This window comes from Roseibium limicola (assembly GCF_017313085.1).
Lineage (GTDB): Bacteria > Pseudomonadota > Alphaproteobacteria > Rhizobiales > Stappiaceae > Roseibium > Roseibium limicola.
The window spans coordinates 167,819-186,336 of record NZ_JAFLNF010000005.1; the positions used below are offsets into that span (position 1 = coordinate 167,819).

Genomic DNA, 18,518 nt, shown 5'->3' on the forward strand with positions numbered 1-18,518 from the left:
GCGACATGACTGCCCAGTCACGCACTTCGACGTCAGGAACCTTTAAAGGTCTGAAGCTGACGAACACGCTGACCCGTCAGAAAGAGGACTTCGTTCCGATTTCCGACGACAATGTGCGCATGTATGTCTGCGGCCCGACCGTCTATGATTTCGCCCATATCGGCAACGCGCGCCCGGTCATCGTCTTTGATGTGCTGGCACGCTTGCTACGCCATCTCTACGGCGCCGATCATGTGACCTATGTGCGCAACATCACTGACGTCGATGACAAGATCAATGCGCGGGCCTTGCGCGATTTTCCCGATCTGCCGCTGAATGAGTCGATTGCAAAAGTGACCGGCAAGACCGCCGATCAGTTCCACGCCGATGTCAAGGCATTGGGCTGCGACGAGCCGGACATCGAGCCGCGTGCCACCGCCCATATCGGTGGCATGATCGAGATGATTCAAGATCTCATCAAAAAGGGCCATGCCTATGTTGCCGCGACGGCAAATGGCGGTGAAGTTCTGTTCGATACCGCCTCCATGCCGGCCTATGGCGAACTGTCCAAGCGCAACTTGGACGACCAAAGAGCTGGGGCGCGGGTCGCGGTTGAAAGCCACAAGAAGTCACCAGGGGACTTTGTGCTTTGGAAGTTGTCTTCGGAGAATGAACCCGGCTGGGACAGCCCCTGGGGTCGCGGCCGTCCGGGTTGGCACATTGAGTGTTCGGTGATGAGCGCCGAGCATCTTGGTGAGACGTTTGACATCCATGGCGGCGGTCTGGATCTGATCTTCCCGCATCATGAGAACGAGATCGCCCAGTCATGCTGCGCCCATGGCACGGACAAGATGGCCAACGTCTGGATGCACAATGGCTTCGTTCAGGTCGAAGGTCGCAAGATGTCCAAGTCAGAGGGCAACTTCGTCACCATCAACGAGCTTCTGGCGACCGACAAGTTCGGCGGCCGCGTTTGGCCGGGCGAAGTTCTGCGCCTTGCCATGCTCATGACCCATTACCGCGAGCCCATCGACTTCTCCGTCAAACGACTGGAAGAGGCGGAGCGCCTGCTGGCCAAATGGCCGGATCTGGTGGACACCGATGCGGCGCCTAGCGATGAGCTGTTGTCCGCTCTCGGCGATGACCTTAACACGGTCGCGTCGATCAAGGTTCTGCAGAGGTTGGCGGCAGATGCGACGAAAGACCCGACGCTTCTTGAGGTCTATTCGGCCTCGGCAGCGCTGCTGGCTCTTGCGCCGGTCAAGGTGGAAACGGACGACCTCGACACCGCTGGCATCGAAGCCCGTGTCGCCGAACGTCTTGCCCAGCTGGACTCCAAGAACTGGGGCGAGGCCGACCGCATTCGCGATGAGCTGGCGTCTGAAGGCATTCAGCTAAAGGATTCAAAAGACTCTGAAACCGGCAAGCGCGTCACCACCTGGGAAGTGAAGCGATAATGCGCGCCGAATGCACGGGGACGCTTGGCCATGACTGATGCGAAAGGTCTCAGCGGCGGATGCCAATGTGGGGCGGTTCGCTATCGGGCGTCCGATTTCGGGCGGTCTTCCGTCTGTCACTGTCGCATGTGTCAGAAGGCGTTGGGCAGTCCTTATGCGACGCTGGTTACTTCGCGTGACCTGACCTACACGCGCGGCAAGCCGACTTACTTTCAAAGCTCCGACAAGGTGCGCCGCGGTTTCTGTGGCGCCTGCGGCACGCCGCTGACCTTTGAATTTGACGGCTTTGATCCGGATATCACGGTCACAAGCCTTGATGATCCGAGTGCCATGCCGCCGGTGGTGCAGTTGGCGGTGGAAAGCCGCTTGCCATGGTGTGAGGACGTTTCCCAATTGCCGCAAGAAAACAGCGGTCTTGAGGCGGGCGCCATCCACTCCCATCAGCACCCCGATCACGATACGGCTGAATGGCCACCACAAGAAGATTAAGACCCATGAGTGAGCTACGCGGTTTTTACCCCGAGATCGAAGCCTATGACAGCGGATGGCTGGATGTCGGCGATGGACATGAGATCTATTGGGAGCGTTCTGGCACAAAGGGTGCCAAGCCAGCGGTTTTCTTGCATGGAGGACCGGGTGGCGGTTTTTCGCCGCTGCATCGCCAGCTTTTTGATCCGCAGGCTTATGACGTCCTGCTGTTCGATCAGCGTGGCTGCGGCAAGTCCCGTCCGCTTGCCGAACTTGAAGCCAACACGACGTGGCATCTGGTCGACGACATCGAGCGCCTGCGCGAGATGGTGGGTGTCGACAGCTGGCAGGTGTTCGGTGGCTCCTGGGGATCCACGCTGGCGCTGGCCTACGCCCAGAAACATCCGCAACGGGTGTCGGAACTGATCGTACGTGGCATCTACACGCTGACAATGCGCGAGATGGATTGGTACTATCAGTACGGCGTCTCGGAAATGTTCCCGGAAAAATGGGACGCTTTCATCTCACTGATCCCCGAAGTTGAGCGCGACAATTTGATGGCCGCCTATCACCGGCGCTTGACCGGTGAGAATGTTGCCGAGCGCTACAAGGCAGCGAAGGCCTGGAGCCTGTGGGAAGGGGAGACAATCACCCTGCTGCCTCATGCCTATAACTCGGCCCACTTTGCCGAAGACGAATTCGCCTATGCCTTCGCTCGCATCGAGAACCATTTCTTCATGCATGGCGGCTGGCTGGAGGAGGGGCAGCTTCTGCGTGAGGCGGGCAAGCTGGCCGGTATTCCGGGCGCAATCATTCATGGGCGCTATGACATGCCATGTCCGGCCTCGACGGCCTATGCTTTGTCGAAGGCCTGGCCGGATGCAGAGTTCCACCTGATCGAAGGGGCAGGTCATGCCTTTGATGAACCGGGAATTCTGGATGCATTGATCCGGGCTACTGACAAATTCGCCGGGCGCGGCGCATAAAAGGGCGAAAAGCCTGAGGGGCGTCGCATCGCGGCGCAAGGGAGACGGGAAACGACCATGACTACGGCTGAGACGAGAGAACGGCTTTACCTCTTCGACACGACCCTGCGCGATGGGGCGCAGACTTCGGGTATTGATTTCTCGGTGAATGAGAAGATCGTGGTGGCTGAGCTGCTCGACCGTCTCGGGGTGGACTATGTAGAAGGCGGCTATCCCGGTGCCAATCCGACCGATACGGAATTCTTTGAGACAAAGCGCACGCAGAAGGCTCGGTTTACGGCGTTCGGCATGACCAAGCGGGCAGGGCGCTCGGCAGCCAATGATCCTGGTCTTCAACAGATCCTTGCTGCCGATACCGATGCCTGCTGTTTCGTCGCCAAGGCCTGGGACTATCACGTCAAGGTGGCGCTCGGCTGCACCAATGAGGAAAACCTGGAAGGCATCGCCGAAACCGTCAAGTCGGCGATTGCTGCCGGTCGCGAAGCGATGCTTGATTGCGAGCATTTTTTCGATGGCTATCGCGCCAATCCGGAGTATGCACTGGCCTGCGCGAAAACAGCTTATGACGCTGGCGCCCGCTGGGTCGTGCTTTGCGACACCAATGGCGGCATGCTGCCAGATGACATCCGCGAAATCGTCTCTGAGGTGATCAAGGTCGTGCCCGGCGATCATCTGGGCATCCACACCCATGACGATACTGGCCATGCCGTGGCGAACTCGCTGGCGGCTGTCGATACGGGCGTGCGACAGATCCAGGGCACGTTGAACGGCATCGGTGAGCGGTGCGGCAACGCGAACATGATTTCCCTGATCCCGACGCTGCTGCTCAAGTCGGCCTACTCGGAGCGCTTTGAAATCGGCGTGACCACACAGAAACTGTCGGAGATCACGTCGATTTCCCACGCCTTCGACGAGATCATCAACCGCTCGCCGGACCGTCATGCCCCTTATGTCGGCGAGACGGCCTTTGCCACCAAAGCCGGCATTCACGCCTCGGCGATCCTGAAGGATCCGGCGACCTATGAGCATGTGACCCCGGAAAGCGTCGGAAATCGACGCCGGGTTCTGGTGTCTGATCAGGCTGGCAAGAGCAATCTGCTCGGCGAACTGAACCGACTGGGCATCGACGTTGCCAAGACGGATAGTCGTCTCGACCGGCTACTGGCGGAAGTGAAGCAGCGCGAGGCCGAGGGCTATGCTTATGAGGCTGCCGACGCGTCCTTCGAGTTGCTGGCCCGTCGCACGCTGGGTGAAGTGCCGAACTTCTTCGACGTCAAATCCTTCCGGGTGATGGTCGAGCGACGTTTCAATGCCATGGGTGAGCTGACAACCATGTCCGAAGCCGTGGTGAAGCTGGACATCGATGGCGAAAGCCGCATGTCGGTGGCAGAGGGGAATGGCCCGGTCAACGCCCTCGACAAAGCGTTGCGCAAGGACCTCGGCAAATATCAGTTGGCCATCGACGGACTGGAACTTGTCGATTATAAGGTCCGCATCCTCAACGGCGGCACGGAAGCCGTCACCCGCGTCCTCATTGAAAGCCACGACAAGGCGAGCCATCGCAGGTGGTTCACAATTGGCGTATCTTCCAACATCGTGGACGCATCTTTCCAGGCTCTGGTGGACAGCATCAATTTTGCGCTGATGACCGCCAAAGTCGGCTGAGCCCTTCAGATGGACTTCTAAAATGACTGTGCAAACGCCTGCTGCGGATGCGGCTGAAACGCGGACCGGCTTTATTTGCGCGCTAACGGCGTATGGTATGTGGGGCGTTCTGCCAGCATTCTTCAAGCTGATGGAGACCGTGCGCCCGGACTTCGTGGTTTCTCACCGCATTGTCTGGTCGGTGATCTTCGTCAGCCTGTTTCTGCTCGCGGTAGGCCGCTTCAGTGAGGTGATGGAGATCGTCCGTCAGCCCAAGTTGGTGCGCAATCTGTGCATCTCCACCCTGCTCATCGTTGGCAACTGGCTGGTATTCGTCTGGGCTGTCTCCAACCATCAGGTGCTTGAAGTCTCGCTTGGATACTTCATCAATCCGTTGGTGAGCGTCGTGCTGGCGCTGGTGGTCTTGCGTGAGAAGATTTCACGCTTTCAGGGCCTTGCCATAGGTTTGGCGGCGGTAGGCGTCGTTTTGCAGGCGATCATTGCGGGCGGGCTTCCTTGGGTTTCACTGTTTTTGGCAGCGAGCTTTGCGGGCTATGGCTACATGCGCAAGATCACGCCGGTGCGCGCCACACCTGGGTTGCTGATCGAGACGGTTTTGCTTCTGCCCTTTGTCCTGGGGTATCTCGCGATCAACTGGGTGAATGGGGTTGAGGTGTTCCCGACCGATGAACCGGTCGTAATGGCGGCACTGATTGCCTCCGGCGCCCTGACTGCTGTGCCTCTCGTTCTGTTCTCAGCCGGTGCTCGTCGTCTGCCGTTGGTGATGATCGGCATCCTGCAGTACATTGCACCTTCGATGCACTTTCTCCAGGCCGTGTTCATCTGGGGCGAGCCGCTGCATATGGGCACGCTTACGACCTTCCTGATCATCTGGGCCGCGCTGGCAATCTTCAGCTACGACTCACTGAAGCGTTGGCGTCGTCAGAGACTAGGACCGGTGCCGACCGTATAGGCCAACGGACCTGAGTGACCAAACCAAAAAGGGCCCTGAATGGGGCCCTTTGCGTATTTGCGGCGATGGTGATCGCAAAGTTGCCCTCAGAGCTTGTTGAGGGGCGCGTTGACCGTTCCGGCGGCAGGCTCTGCAATACAGTCGAGGGTGTCGCTGATCAGCGGCAGCACGTCATCGATTCGCTTGGCGACCAGATAGGGCACTTCCGTCTGCGCGCGGATGAAACCCTGGGCGCGCATGTGGTCGAGCAGATGCAGCAGCGGGCTCCAGAAACCTTTGACGTCCGCCAGGCATATCGGCTTCTGATGACGCCCGAGCTGAGCCCAGGTCATCATTTCCACGACTTCTTCGAGCGTGCCAACACCACCGGGCAGAGCGATGAAGGCATCCGCCTTGTCGAACATCAGGTGCTTGCGTTCGTGCATGGTCTCGGTGACGATCAACTCGTCCACATCGTCCAGCATCTTCTCTTTTTGTTCGAGGAATTGTGGAATGATTCCAGTGACTTTTCCGCCCTCGTCGAGAACCGCACGTGCAACGGTGCCCATCAGACCGACGTTGCCTCCGCCATAAATCAGTCGCAGGCCGGCGCCCGCGATGACCTGGCCGAGCCGTGTGGCGGCCGCTTCAAAGGCGGGATCCGTGCCAAAGCTGGAGCCGCAATAAACGCAAACGCTGTTAAAATGTGTCATACTGCAGATGTGGCATTGCAAACGGGAATTGGTCAAGCATCCCGTTGATTGCGCCGAGTAGAAAAACGCCTCCGGCTGCCCGAATGCGGCGGTTTTGTTGCCGACCGCTAAAAATAAGTCTATTCATGGCGTTAGATAAAAGACTGTGGCCGCAGACAGACGGTCCGGGGTGGAAAATCAGGTTTTGATCTCCAGGTTTGTGACCTGGAGGGGGAAATGGGGCAGAGCGGAGCAGATTGCAGGTTTCCAGATAGGGTCAATGCGGCGCTGCATCTTTGATGTTTCAGCGGCAACATTGATCTTGGGGAGGCTTGCAGGCAGGGCAAGGCTGACCGCTCAGCGATGGGAAGATACATGACCAAACTAGCTCTGATCCGGACGATCATTGTTGCCATTCTTGTCGGTGCTGGCGCTCTGGTGACCGGGTATATTTACTCCAACTCTCCGGACGAGGGTGAACCGGCTGTTGCCGAAGCCCCGGCCTCCCCTGCCGAAACATCAAATGGTTCCAGTGACGTGGCTTCCGTAGCAGCTGATGCCGTCGATGCGGAAGTCGAAGATGCTGCCGTGGCCGATGACGGTCCCTCATTTGATGTGGTTGGGGTTGAGCCGACCGGAGACACAGTGGTCGCAGGCCGGTCTGACCCGGGGGCTATTGTCGCGCTTGTTGCCAATGGCAAGGTCGTCGGCAGAGGGCAGGCCAACACCAAGGGCGAATGGACGATCATTCTGGACGATCCCCTGACTGCCGGCCAATATGACGTCGGATTGGAAACTCAGGATAAAGACGGCAACAAAACAGGCGAATCCAAGCAGCGTCTGGCTGTCTCCATTTCCGAAGACGGCAAGGAACAGCCGCTGGTCGTGCTGAACGCGCCCGACGCTCCCTCGACGATCCTGCAAGTGCCTGAAGCGCAGCCCGCAGCAGAAACGGTAGTTGCTGCAGCTAATCAGACTGCCGTGCCAAATGAAGACCCGTCTGACAAGGCCGCAGACGCCGAGGCGCTGGCCGAAGGGGTTACGGCCGATGCGGCAGACGCAGCCGAAACGGTAGCCGACGCCATCGCCGATGCTGTGGATCAGCCTGCCGAGACGGACCTGAGCAAAATGGCTGCTCTTTCCCCGCCTGCTGAAGATGCAGACAATGCTGCAGGGCAAGCCCCGAACGCTGCTCAATCCGGTGATGTCGGAGAGCCTGAGACAGAGGCGGAGACACCAACGCAAGCCTCTCCCCCGAGTTCGGTTGAGCAGGAGACTGCTGTAGATGCCACCGCCTCAGAGGGCGACGACAGCTCGGCCACTGCGGATGTGGCAACTGCTGACGGCAGTGGAACGAATGGGGAAGCCACAGCAGACGTCGCCGTGGACACCAATACTGAAACTGGCAGCGATGCCACCCAGCTTACTGCGGTTGCTCCGCAGGCAGAGCCAGACACGGACATGGCCCCGGTCGAAGCCGGAGACATGGTCGTGACCGTGGAAGCGGTCGAAGCTGAAAACGGTAAGGTCTATGTGGCCGGCACCGGTGAGGCTGGGCATGTGGTCCGCGTTTATGTCGCCGACAAGTCACTTGGCGAAGCCACGATGAAGGGTGGCGACCGCTGGCTTGTTCAGGGCGCAGTGAACCTGGAGGCTGGCGCTGTCGAAGTTCGCGCCGACATGCTTGATGCCAAGACCGGCGTGGTTGTGGCCCGGGCTGCGGTGACCTTCGAGAAGGCAGCCGAAAAAGCCATCGTGCTGACGCGGGTTGTTACCGAGGGAGCAGCTGATTCCCAAGGTGGTCAGGTGAATGCGAATGTCGAGCGCGCACTGCCCAACGTCATCATCCGCAAGGGTGACAATCTTTGGAACATTGCTCGCCGTCTTTATGGTACAGGCTATCGCTACACCACGATCTATCAAGCCAACCAGACACAGATTCGCAATCCGGATCTGATCTATCCGGGTCAGGTCTTCCTGACGCCGGAAGGTGATCTGAGCTGGCCAACCAACTAGGTTGTAGGCCGTTCGAGACAGAATCACATTTTCAGGAAACCGCGTTAAGACATTGACTTGATGCGGTTTTTCCTTTCCGGACTTGCATTCAAGAAATCATCGCATATTTACGATATAAGAAACGATGTTTCGCTTTGGCTCGCGCCAGTCGTTTCAGCTGCCGAGCTGGGCGCGCTCACCTATGTTTTCTTGCTACTAGGAACTTCATGCCGACTTCCTTCTCTCAGAAAGAAACTGCTGTCCTCACCTCGGCAGATCGGAGGATGTGTTCGGCAACCACAGAAGGCCTTGTGCCGTCCGAGGACGAACGGTTGGCAACTGTCTATCGCGCGCTCGCCCATCCGGCGCGCCTGGCAATCTTGCGCAGATTGCGGTCTGAGCCTGGAGCCTGCTGTGGCGACATCGTCAAATGTCTTCCGCTGGCCCAGTCGACTGTTTCCCAGCATCTGCAAGCGTTGAAGGACGCGGGACTGCTGATGTGTCAGGTGAAGGGTCGCTGTTGCCACTATCGCGTCAATGAGGCAGGTCTGCAGTTCGCTCGTGCCGCCTCCGCCGACTTTCTGGATGAGATCAGGATCGTTGATGCGACAGGTTCCTCTGACAAGGCCATTACTGCAGTCGAGCAGCCGCCCGTTTGCTGCCCGGAAGGCGCCGATCCTTGAATTAATTGCCGCCAATATTCGTCGCAATCGTCAGTGCGGATGAGACGCCGAAAAGGTGCCACCGCTAAAAAATACGCCCGTTAAACGGGTGAAGGAGACCAAAGTTTTGGCAAACAGTGCCGATCAGACCGGTTCCGGCCGCCCCCCCAGTGGCGACAACGCCCCACAAACGCCATCCAATGCTACTCCACAAGCTGGGCGCGTCAGCGCCGATGATGGGTCCACTCTGACGACCCTGATCAACCTGCGGCCTTACATCTGGCCGTCCGATCGCCCGGATCTGAAGATACGTGTGCTTTGGGCGCTCGTTGCGTTGGTCATTGCCAAGGCGGTGACGGTACTGTCGCCCTATTTCTTTGCCTGGGCCACAGATGCTCTGACGGGGGAAACCGACAGTCTTCCGGCATTTCTCGTCGCTCCCCTGATGTTGGTGCTGGCCTATAATGCCGCCCGTGTCATGGCTGTGGCCTTCAACCAGATCCGTGATGCGTTGTTTGCGCGGGTTGGCCAGCATGCCGTGCGCCAGCTTGCCCAGATCACCTTCCGTCATCTTCATGAGCTGTCCTTGCGGTTCCATCTGGCCAGGCGCACCGGCGGCCTCTCCCGGGTGATTGAACGTGGGGTGAAGGGCATTGAAGCCATCGTCCGCTTCACCATCTTGAATGGCATCCCGACCATTCTGGAATTCGCCATCATGGCGGCTGTCATCTGGTGGCAGTTCGGCTTGGTGTATGTGGTCATCGTTGCGGTGATGATTGTCGCCTATGTCTGGTACACGATCTTGGCTTCGAACTGGCGGATTGCTATTCGTCGCGAGATGAATGATTCCGACACGGAAGCCAACTCCAAGGCCATCGACAGCCTGCTGAACTTCGAGACCGTAAAGTATTTCGGCAACGAGCAAATGGAAGCCGAGCGCTTCGATGCCTCGATGCGGTCCTATGAAAAGGCAGCAACCCGTGTCTGGACGTCGCTGGCCTGGCTGAACTTCGGCCAGACGGTGATTCTGGGCGTTGGCATGGCGGCATGCATGGTTCTCTCAGCCATGGCAGTCCAGCGTGGCGAACAGACCATCGGTGACTTCGTTCTGATCAATGCGCTGTTGATGCAGATCTCCATACCGCTCAACTTCATCGGGTTCATCTACCGCGAGATCCGGCAGGGACTTGCCGATATCGAGGAGATGTTTGCGCTGTTGCGCGTACCGGCGGAGATCACCAACCGCGAGAACGCACCCAACCTGAAGGTTGAGAACGCTGCGATCCGGTTCGAGAACGTGACGTTCCACTACGACGCCAACCGGCCGATTCTGAAGGGGATCGATTTTGAGGTTCCCGCTGGTCAGACGATTGCGATCGTCGGGCCGTCGGGCGCGGGAAAGTCGACGATCTCGCGCCTCTTGTTCCGCTTCTATGATGTGACGGGGGGGCGGGTGACCATCGACGGGCAGGATGTGCGCGATGTCACGCAGAAGTCGGTTCGTGATGTCATTGGCATGGTTCCGCAGGATACGGTCCTGTTCAACGAATCCATTGCCTACAACATTCGCTACGGTCGCGTGAATGCTTCAGAGGAAGAACTGAGCGAAGCAGCCCGTATGGCACAGATCCATGATTTCATCAGCACGTTGCCGGAAGGGTATGACACACAGGTCGGCGAGCGCGGTTTGAAGTTGTCCGGCGGCGAAAAACAGCGTGTCGCCATTGCCCGGACGATCCTCAAGGCACCTCCGATTTTGATTCTCGATGAGGCAACGTCGGCTCTGGATACTCACACGGAGCAGGAAATCCAGTCGGCGCTGGATCAGGTGTCGCGCAACCGGACGACACTGGTGATCGCCCACAGGCTGTCGACAGTCGTCAACGCGCATCAGATTATCGTGCTGGAAGGCGGATTAATTGCCGAACGCGGCACACACTCCGAGTTGCTGGCCAGGCAAGGGCTTTACGCTTCCATGTGGGACCGCCAACGGGAGGCGAATGAAGCCGAGGAACGGTTGCGTGCGGTACGTGAAGCGGATGACCGCGGTATCGTTTTGCGCGGCCAGACAGCCGACTACATTCCACCAAAATAAATGCCTCCCCCTCGTCTTTCGCAGGGTGAGGGGGAGAAAACAGCTTTTCCGGTTCAATTGCCGAGAAAAAGCCTCTACAACCGGCCGGATCGAAAGATGATGGGTGAATTTTGCCTGTCGTCTTGCCAGCCATGAGGTGGCTGGTGAAGATACCAAAATTTCAAACGTTCAAGGACTGCGTCCCATGTCGCTCGTCGATTCCGTCACCAAGGCCTTTGTGCCGATCCATCGTGAAGGCTGGCCCTTCATCGCGATCTCTCTCGTGGCAACGGTTGTCATCGGCTGGTTTGTCGATCCGCTGTTCTGGATTGGGCTGATCTTCACGGCTTGGGTCTGCTACTTTTTCCGGGATCCTCAACGGGTGACACCTGTGGGCGCCGGGCTGGTGATCGCCCCGGCAGACGGAACGGTCAGCCATGTCGGCGAAGTGATGCCGCCGGTGGAGTTGGAGCTGGGAACAGTTCCAATGATGCGTGTGTCGATCTTCATGAACGTTTTCAATTGCCACGTGAACCGCGCTCCGCTCGGGGGCAAGATCACGCGTGTGGCCTATCGTGCCGGGAAGTTCCTCAATGCCGAACTCGACAAGGCCTCTGAAGACAATGAGCGCAACGGCTTGGTGATCGAAACGGGGGACACCCGCATCGGCGTCGTGCAGATCGCCGGTCTGGTGGCCCGACGCATCATTTGCTTCGTGCGTGAAGGGGAAAGCCTGGGCACAGGCGAGCGTTTCGGTCTGATCCGCTTTGGCTCTCGCCTGGATGTCTACGTGCCCGCAGGCACTGTTGCACGTGTCGCTATCGGCCAGACGATGATTGCAGGCGAGACGATCCTGTTCGACCTCAATGACAAGGATGCCCAAGCGCGTCCGATCACCCGCGTAAGCTGATTGGGAGCGACAGTTTGAGCGATCCGAGCAAGACGCCTGGCAGCCGCCCGACTGTCGCACGTGATCCGGCGCGCGTACCACGGTTCCGCCGCGTGCCCATGCGCCTGATCCTGCCCAATATGGTCACGCTTCTGGCCCTGTGTTCCGGTCTGACTGCCGTGCGCATGGCCTTTGAAGGGCGTTGGGAATTCGCCATCGGTGCTGTGCTGGTGGCTGCTGTTCTCGATGCCCTCGATGGCCGGGTGGCGCGTATGCTGAAAGGCACGTCCCGGTTTGGAGCCGAACTGGATTCCTTGGCGGATTTTGTCAACTTCGGTGTGACACCGGCGCTGATGCTCTATCTCTGGATCTTGAAGGAAGCCGGGTCATTCGGCTGGATTGCGGCCTTGCTCTTCGCCATTTCGGCAGCTCTTCGGCTGGCCCGGTTCAATGTCGCTCTGGACGATCCTGACAAGCCTGCCTGGGCGGTCAAGTTCTTCACCGGCGTTCCGGCCCCTGCGGGCGCGCTCGTCGTGCTGATGCCGCTCTACTGGGAATTCCTCGGCGTGCTGCCGCATTGGCCGGAATTTGCACCAGCTGTCGCGATTTACGTAATCGGCGTCGCTTTCCTGCTGATCTCACGCCTGCCGACCTTTTCTGGAAAACAGGTCGGTCAGCGCATTCGTCGCGACTTCGTCCTGCCGCTGTTTGTCGTGGCCGTGCTGATTGTTGGCCTGACGGTCAGCTACCCGTTCCGCATGCTCGCCATAGGCACCCTGGCTTATATCATCGCCATTCCGATTGCCTGGCGCTCGCATCGCAAGCTTGTCCTGGCCGATAAGTCGCTGGGGCTGGACGATGATGGAGACTGCGATGACACGGATCTTGATCACCTCAGTGATCGGGACAAGCACGACGCTGGCTAGGCCGCGAGCTGCCCCACGTTCCTATCGTGTAGGACGAAACCGGCTGAAGGTCTGTTCACTGATCTTGCGTCCCCACTGATCGCCCACATACTCGCTTGTCAGGACAAATCCGTTCTGTTCATAAAGCTTTCGAGCAGCGTCCAGGCCTTTGACGGTCCATAGGCGGATTTCATCGAAGCCGTGCTGATCGCAGTGGTCAATGGCCTTGTTCAACAGAGTTCTTCCAAGACCTTGCCCACGCAGTTCCTCCGACAGGATGAACCATCTCAAATGGGCAAGCTTCCGACCATTTTCCTCACCCAGATCTTCGCCGTCGATGCTGATGGAAGCGATCACCCGCTGGTTCTTGACAACACTCCAACTGTTGTTTTTCGCCCGGGACAGGCGTGGCACAAACTCTGCCAGTGCTGTGGACACGACGCTTTCAAACTTTGGACCATCGCCGACAATGAAGCCGTGGGTGCGGGCGTGTAGAGCGGCCAGATCGCCAATCATGCCGGTTTGATAGCCCTCGACTATTTCGGGTTCCTTGTGCCTTGGCTGCACCGCCTGTCCTGTCCGCCGGGCTTTCAGAGCGTCTGCGTAGGCTGTCAGGACCTCGGCAACATCTGCAGGCGCTATGCCGTTCAGGCGCGGTAGAGCGTTGGCGACCATGTCGCGCCCATAGTGTGCGGCACTCTTCAGAGTTTCCGTGCCTTGGGACGTCAATCGCAGGGTAGAGGATCTGCGGTCTGATGGGTTGGCAACTACGGCCAGCTCTCCTCTTTTTTCCAGGGACTGTACCAGTCGTGAGATAGTCGATTTTTCCAGATTGAGACGTTCTGCCAGTTGTTTGGAGGTCAACTCTCCCGCCAAACCGATCTCGATAATGGCGTGAACCGCGGAAGGGGCGAGCGTGGTGCCGGCAAGTGTCTTGTCGAGAAAGCCGTGCTCGCGCACGAATGTTCGCGAAGCACTGCGTATGTCCTCAATGAGGGTGGGGGCAATCTGGGTCATGGAACTCACATTAGTTGCTTAATGCAACTATCTAGCTGTAAAAGCCTGACCGTGGCAATAAAAAACGCCGGGGCGGGCCCCGGCGCTTAGCTGTCTTTTTAATGGGAGTCCGGCTCAAGGCTCACTCGGCTGCGTGTGGCATATGGGACGGCCCCTGTTTTTCCGGCTGGCGCGATTTCAAGCCAGCCTCGTCCTCTCCCGTGGTCGCATGCACTGGCGAAGGCGCTGCCTTGTCCGGAACCGCCTGAGCATCGTCTTGAGAGGGCTCGCCTGTCGAAGCATGGCCAGCAGTGTTCTCTGCCCCCCTGGAGAAAACCCGTGAAAAGGCCCGCCCCCAGACGCTGGGCAGCGCGATCATCACCGGGATCATGATCAGTGTCAGCAGCGTGGAGAAGGCAAGGCCGGAAATCACTGCGGTGGACAGCTGCACCCACCAGAAGCCGGTGATGCCGCCAATGGCGATCGTCTGGTTGATGAAGTCGAAGTTCATCTGTGTCGCCATCGGGATCAGACCGGCAATCGTCGTGATCGTCGTCAGCATGATTGGTCGAATACGCTGCGCCGACGTCTTAAGGATGGCGTCGAGTGGCTCCAGACCGTCTTCTCGGAACCTGTTGTAGGTATCCAGCAGCACAATGGCGTTGTTCACCACGATACCGGCCAGGGCCACGACGCCCGTTCCCGTCATGATGACGGAGAACTTCTGTCCGGTGATCAGCATACCCAGCAGAACCCCCATCACCGACATGACCACCGTGGAGAGTGTCAGAATCGTCTGATAGAAGGAATTGAACTGGGTCAGCAGGATCAGGAACATCAGAAGCAGTGAGCCGATCATCGCCTTCATCAGGAACTCGAAGCTCTCCTGCTGATCTTCATCGGCTCCACGGAATTTCAGGTAGACATTTTCCGGATAGGTCTGCTGGTCGAGCCATTCCTGGATCTCCTTGACCTTGTCGGGAATGGTGGCGCCACTTGCCGGGTCCACGGTCGCCTTGATCATCATTGAATACAGGCCGTCGCGACGGGTGATCGATGACACCCGTTGAGCTGGTGTGCGCTCGACGAAGTTGGTCAGCGGAACCTGCCCGCGTGGTGTTTGCAGTCGCAGCTGATCGAAACGGTCGAGCGTGCGCTCGTTCTTCGGCAGGCGGACGCGGATATCGACTTCGTCCTGGCTATCGGCGGGGCGGTATGTGCCGATCAGAACGCCGTTGGTGACAAGCTGAACCATTGAGCCGACGGACGCGATGGATGCCTGATAGCGACCAGCCTGCTCACGGTCGATGGCGATCTGCCATTCGATGCCGGGGAGAGGACGATCATCTTCTTCATCGATCAGCCCCTCCATCTGGTCGAACTGGGCGCGTGTCTGGGAGACGGCAGCGACCATCTGGTCATAGTCGGTCGACTTGATCTCCAGCTGGATATCCTTGCCGGTGGGCGGTCCCCCCTCGATCTTGCGTGTTTCCACCTTGATGCCCGGAAGTGGCTGGGTGCGGGTGCGGATCTCGTCGAAGATCGCCTGCGCCCGGCGGCGACAGCAGAAGTCGTCGAGCTCCAGAGAAAGCTGGCCGATCACGTCGGCCGGCTTGTCCTGAACACCGCCGATGTCAGGGCCAGAGCCCCCGGACGAGCCGGGGGCATTGGCTGTGGTGACGACATTTTTCACCCCGTGGATCTGCAGTACTTCCTGTTCAACCGCCTCGACCAGGGTCAAGCTCTCGGCAGCCGAGAGATTGCCGCGACCGGAGACCAGGACCACGGCCTGATCCGGTTCTTCATCAATGAAGAACTCCACACCCGTCGGGTTTGCAGAGAAGCTGGCAAAGATCATGAACCCGCCGCCAAGCACCATGACCAGGGTCACAATGTTGCCGATGGGATTCCCGGCCAGCAGCTTCAGGAAGCGAATATAAAGACCGGTAACGCCGCGCACCTTGCGCACGTCGAATGTTTCGCTCGCCGACAAGGCGCGTGCCTCTTCCATTTCCTGTTCGTGTCGGCGCGCGGCACGGGCACGAGACCAGGCGACGAAGGGCCGCAAGATGAAGAACCCAACAAGCCCCGCCAGCAGTGCGGCGCCGATGGCAATCGGCATCCGCAAAGCGACCAGTTGTTCTGGTCCGGGAAGATTGGGCGCCTTGGCAATACCGAAGCCGACGGCCACTGCGATGGTTAGCGCGAGCAGCCATGTCGCATAACGCCCCATCCAATGGGATGCCTTGGCAAACAGCCCGCCGGTGACCGGTAGGAAGATCATGGCGGTGACTAGAGAAGCCGACAAAACGATGATGACGGTGATCGGCAGATAGCTCATGAACTCGCCAGCCACGCCAGGCCACATCAGCATCGGCAGGAAGGCGGCAAGCGTCGTCGCTGTGGAGGAAACAATGGGCCAGAACATCAGCTTGGCGGCGCGGATGTAAGCTTCGGTCGGCTCCATGCCTTCCGCACTCTTGCGGTCGGCATATTCCGCCATCACGATGGCACCATCGACCAGCATTCCGACCGTCAGCACCAGGCCGAACATCACCATGTTGGAGACCGTGTAGCCCATGCCCGCCAGAATGAAGAAGGCCAGCATGAAGCTCGTCGGGATCGCCAGCCCCACCAGCAGGGCGGAGCGCAACCCAAGTGCTGCCACGACCAGGATCATCACCAGGAAAATGGCGGTCATGATCGAGGATTCCAGCGAGCCCAGAACCTCAAAGGTCTTTTTGGATTGATCGAGCAGGATGTCGACCTTGACGGTCTCGGGCCAATTGGCTTCCGCTGCTTCGACAGCAGCGCGCACGGCAGCATTGTTCTCGATGAGGTTCGTGCCGATCCGCTTGGTCACCTGAATCGCGATCGCCGGATTACCGTTGACGCGGGTATAGCTGCTGGCGTCCTTGAAGGTTCTGCGGATCTCGGCGACATCCCCAAGCGTGACAACACCTTCGCCGCTTTGTTTGACCGGCATGGAGAAGACATCATCGGCACTGGCGACAAGACCCGGCACCTTGACGTTGAAACGCCCGGACCCGCTGTCCAGTGCTCCGGCAGGGATCAGCCGGTTGTTGGACGACAGGGTATTCAGCAGCTCTTCTTGAGAGATTGAATAGCTTTCCAGCTTCTGGCTGTCGATCAGGACTTCCAGCAGTTCTTCGCGGTGACCGGAAAGATCTGCGGAGCGCACAGTATCGACCGCCTCGATCTCATCTTTCAGCCGTCGCGCCATATGATACAGCGTTCGCTCCGGCACCTGACCTGAAAGCGCCACAGTCATGGTCGGGAACAGGGCGAAGTTGGTTTCCGTAATGGTCGGCTCGTCTGCTTCGGAAGGCAGCTTCGACTTGGCCTGATCGACCTTGTCACGCACATCCTGCAGCGCTTCGTCCTTGTCGAAGGATACGTCAAATTCAAGCACGAAACCCGCATGCCCCTCGGAGGCAATCGCGGTGAGTTCCTTCAGCCCATCCAGCCCGCGCAGTTCAGTTTCCATCGGTCGAACCAGCAACCGTTCGGAATCCTCCGGGGAAATGCCCTGTTGGGTCACGGAGACATAAAACACCGGCACGTCGATGTCGGGCGCTTCTTCCTTCGGGATGGCGATGTAGCTGGCGATTCCTGCTGCCAGCAGGGCGATCATCAGAACCACCACCGTTTTGGGACGTCTGAGGATCCCTTCAAGCATTGCAATCATTGAGCCGCCTCCGCCGTCTTGAAGACCGGCTGAACCTTCTCGCCGTCCTTGACGTAATCCTGACCGACTGTGATGACGTCGAGCGTGTCAGGCAGACCCTTGACCCACATTCCGTCATCTCCGCCGCCCATCACACTGACGGGATGGAACTGGGTAACATTGTCATCGGAGACGGCGCGAACGCCGACCTGACCGTCATCGTTGAGCGTCAGGATGGAGGAATCAATCAGATGAGCTTTTTCTGAAGGCAGAACGATCCGGGTCAGTGCTGTCAGCCCGTCGCGAGTGGTGCCGTCATGATTGTCGATCTCGACTTCGATGCGGAATGTCCGTGTGTCTGGATCCGCGGCCGGGCCGATGTAACTGAGAGCGCCCTGAACCGTCTGACCGGAGATCAGCTTCACTTCCGCCGGCATCCCGAGGGACAGTTTGCCGATGTTACGTTCGGAAACCTGACCGATGGCAATCATCGGATTGAAGTCGACAACCGTTGCACAAGTGTCGCCTACATTGAGACGGGTTCCCACGTCAGCCATCGGGCTTTCGATGATGCCATCGATGGGGGAGCGAACCGTCACCCACTTCAGCTCTTCCTGGGCCTCCTGGAGCCGGGCTTTGGCTGCATTCAGCCCAGCCTGTTGGGCAGCCAGGGTCGTCTGCGCCGTGTAGCCATTCTGCGACAGGCGATCCGCCGCCTTGAAGTTCAATTCCGCCTGAGCCAGATTTGCCTCGGCTTCCAGAACCTTTGCCTGCCGAGTTCCCGCATCGAGCTGACACAGCACGTCGCCCTTGGCGATCTGCTCGCCGGCGTTGGTTGGGCGCGAGATGACGACAGCGGCAGTCTCTGCCTGGACCTGGACCTTCGCATGGGCTTCGGTCCGGCCATGGATCTCAAGTGTCGCGCTGCGGTCCCGAGCCACAAGCTTGGTGACTTGTACTTTGAACAGGTTTTCCCCGGACGATGATTGCCGCTCTGCGGGCGGCGGTGTGCTGTTGGGATTATCTTCTTCACCGCCACGCACCACGGTACCTGTCGCCATCCACAGTGCGACGCCGCCAGTCATGGCCAGTGCCAGAACATATGAAAACTTGAAGTGCATCGAAATTGTC

At 58.8% G+C, this 18,518-nt stretch carries 14 protein-coding genes; 10 read left to right on the forward strand and 4 right to left on the reverse strand.

What is annotated here, in order from left to right; all coding sequences use genetic code 11:
* The first annotated feature begins 5 nt into the window (after positions 1-5).
* From cysS to rarD, 5 genes are read left to right on the forward strand one after another with little or no spacing between them, the layout of a single operon-like run.
* Positions 6-1,436, forward strand: coding sequence for a cysteine--tRNA ligase (gene cysS / locus J0X15_RS12855; RefSeq protein WP_206941354.1), 1,431 nt, complete (start codon positions 6-8; stop codon positions 1,434-1,436).
* A 30-nt stretch (positions 1,437-1,466) separates the two neighbouring features.
* Positions 1,467-1,925: a GFA family protein gene (locus J0X15_RS12860; protein WP_209015320.1), complete on the forward strand. Its 459-nt coding sequence runs from the start codon at positions 1,467-1,469 to the stop codon at positions 1,923-1,925.
* A 5-nt stretch (positions 1,926-1,930) separates the two neighbouring features.
* Positions 1,931-2,890, forward strand: coding sequence for a prolyl aminopeptidase (gene pip / locus J0X15_RS12865; RefSeq protein WP_206941377.1), 960 nt, complete (start codon positions 1,931-1,933; stop codon positions 2,888-2,890).
* 57 nt (positions 2,891-2,947) lie between these two features.
* Positions 2,948-4,555, forward strand: a complete 1,608-nt coding sequence (cimA, locus tag J0X15_RS12870; RefSeq protein ID WP_206941379.1) for a citramalate synthase — start codon at positions 2,948-2,950, stop codon at positions 4,553-4,555.
* A gap of 22 nt (positions 4,556-4,577) precedes the next feature.
* Entirely contained in the window at positions 4,578-5,507 is a 930-nt protein-coding gene (rarD, locus tag J0X15_RS12875) for an EamA family transporter RarD (protein ID WP_206941381.1), read from the forward strand.
* 86 nt (positions 5,508-5,593) lie between these two features.
* Here the strand turns inward: rarD and J0X15_RS12880 are convergent, their stop codons facing one another.
* Positions 5,594-6,199 carry an LOG family protein gene (locus J0X15_RS12880; protein ID WP_206941384.1) on the reverse strand — a complete coding sequence of 202 codons (606 nt, stop codon included), beginning with the start codon at positions 6,197-6,199 and terminating at the stop codon, positions 5,594-5,596.
* Positions 6,200-6,553: 354 nt separating this feature from the next.
* Here J0X15_RS12880 and J0X15_RS12885 point away from each other — a divergent pair, with 354 nt between their 5' ends.
* From J0X15_RS12885 to J0X15_RS12905, 5 genes are all read left to right on the forward strand, one after another.
* The gene (locus tag J0X15_RS12885) at positions 6,554-8,194 is read left to right on the forward strand and encodes a LysM peptidoglycan-binding domain-containing protein (RefSeq protein WP_206941395.1); all 1,641 of its coding nucleotides are present in this window, start codon (positions 6,554-6,556) and stop codon (positions 8,192-8,194) included.
* Positions 8,195-8,400: 206 nt separating this feature from the next.
* On the forward strand, positions 8,401-8,856 hold the full coding sequence (locus tag J0X15_RS12890; RefSeq protein WP_231710404.1) for an ArsR/SmtB family transcription factor: 456 nt from the start codon (positions 8,401-8,403) through the stop codon (positions 8,854-8,856).
* A gap of 226 nt (positions 8,857-9,082) precedes the next feature.
* Positions 9,083-10,930, forward strand: a complete 1,848-nt coding sequence (locus tag J0X15_RS12895; RefSeq protein WP_206941818.1) for an ABCB family ABC transporter ATP-binding protein/permease — start codon at positions 9,083-9,085, stop codon at positions 10,928-10,930.
* 184 nt (positions 10,931-11,114) lie between these two features.
* A complete protein-coding gene (locus J0X15_RS12900; protein WP_206941397.1) occupies positions 11,115-11,819 on the forward strand; it encodes a phosphatidylserine decarboxylase in 705 nt (234 codons plus the stop codon).
* A 92-nt stretch (positions 11,820-11,911) separates the two neighbouring features.
* Positions 11,912-12,724 carry a CDP-alcohol phosphatidyltransferase family protein gene (locus J0X15_RS12905; RefSeq protein WP_408015346.1) on the forward strand — a complete coding sequence of 271 codons (813 nt, stop codon included), beginning with the start codon at positions 11,912-11,914 and terminating at the stop codon, positions 12,722-12,724.
* A 21-nt stretch (positions 12,725-12,745) separates the two neighbouring features.
* On the opposite strand, the gene J0X15_RS12910 is transcribed toward J0X15_RS12905, so the two are convergent.
* The 3 genes from J0X15_RS12910 to J0X15_RS12920 form a co-directional block, all read right to left on the reverse strand.
* A complete protein-coding gene (locus tag J0X15_RS12910) occupies positions 12,746-13,720 on the reverse strand; it encodes a helix-turn-helix domain-containing GNAT family N-acetyltransferase (RefSeq protein WP_206941399.1) in 975 nt (324 codons plus the stop codon).
* 121 nt (positions 13,721-13,841) lie between these two features.
* Positions 13,842-17,408: an efflux RND transporter permease subunit gene (locus J0X15_RS20200; RefSeq protein ID WP_206941401.1), complete on the reverse strand. Its 3,567-nt coding sequence runs from the start codon at positions 17,406-17,408 to the stop codon at positions 13,842-13,844.
* Positions 17,405-18,508: an efflux RND transporter periplasmic adaptor subunit gene (locus tag J0X15_RS12920; protein WP_206941403.1), complete on the reverse strand. Its 1,104-nt coding sequence runs from the start codon at positions 18,506-18,508 to the stop codon at positions 17,405-17,407. Before J0X15_RS12920 ends, J0X15_RS20200 begins: the two co-directional genes overlap by 4 nt.
* Between the last annotated feature and the right edge of the window lie 10 nt (positions 18,509-18,518).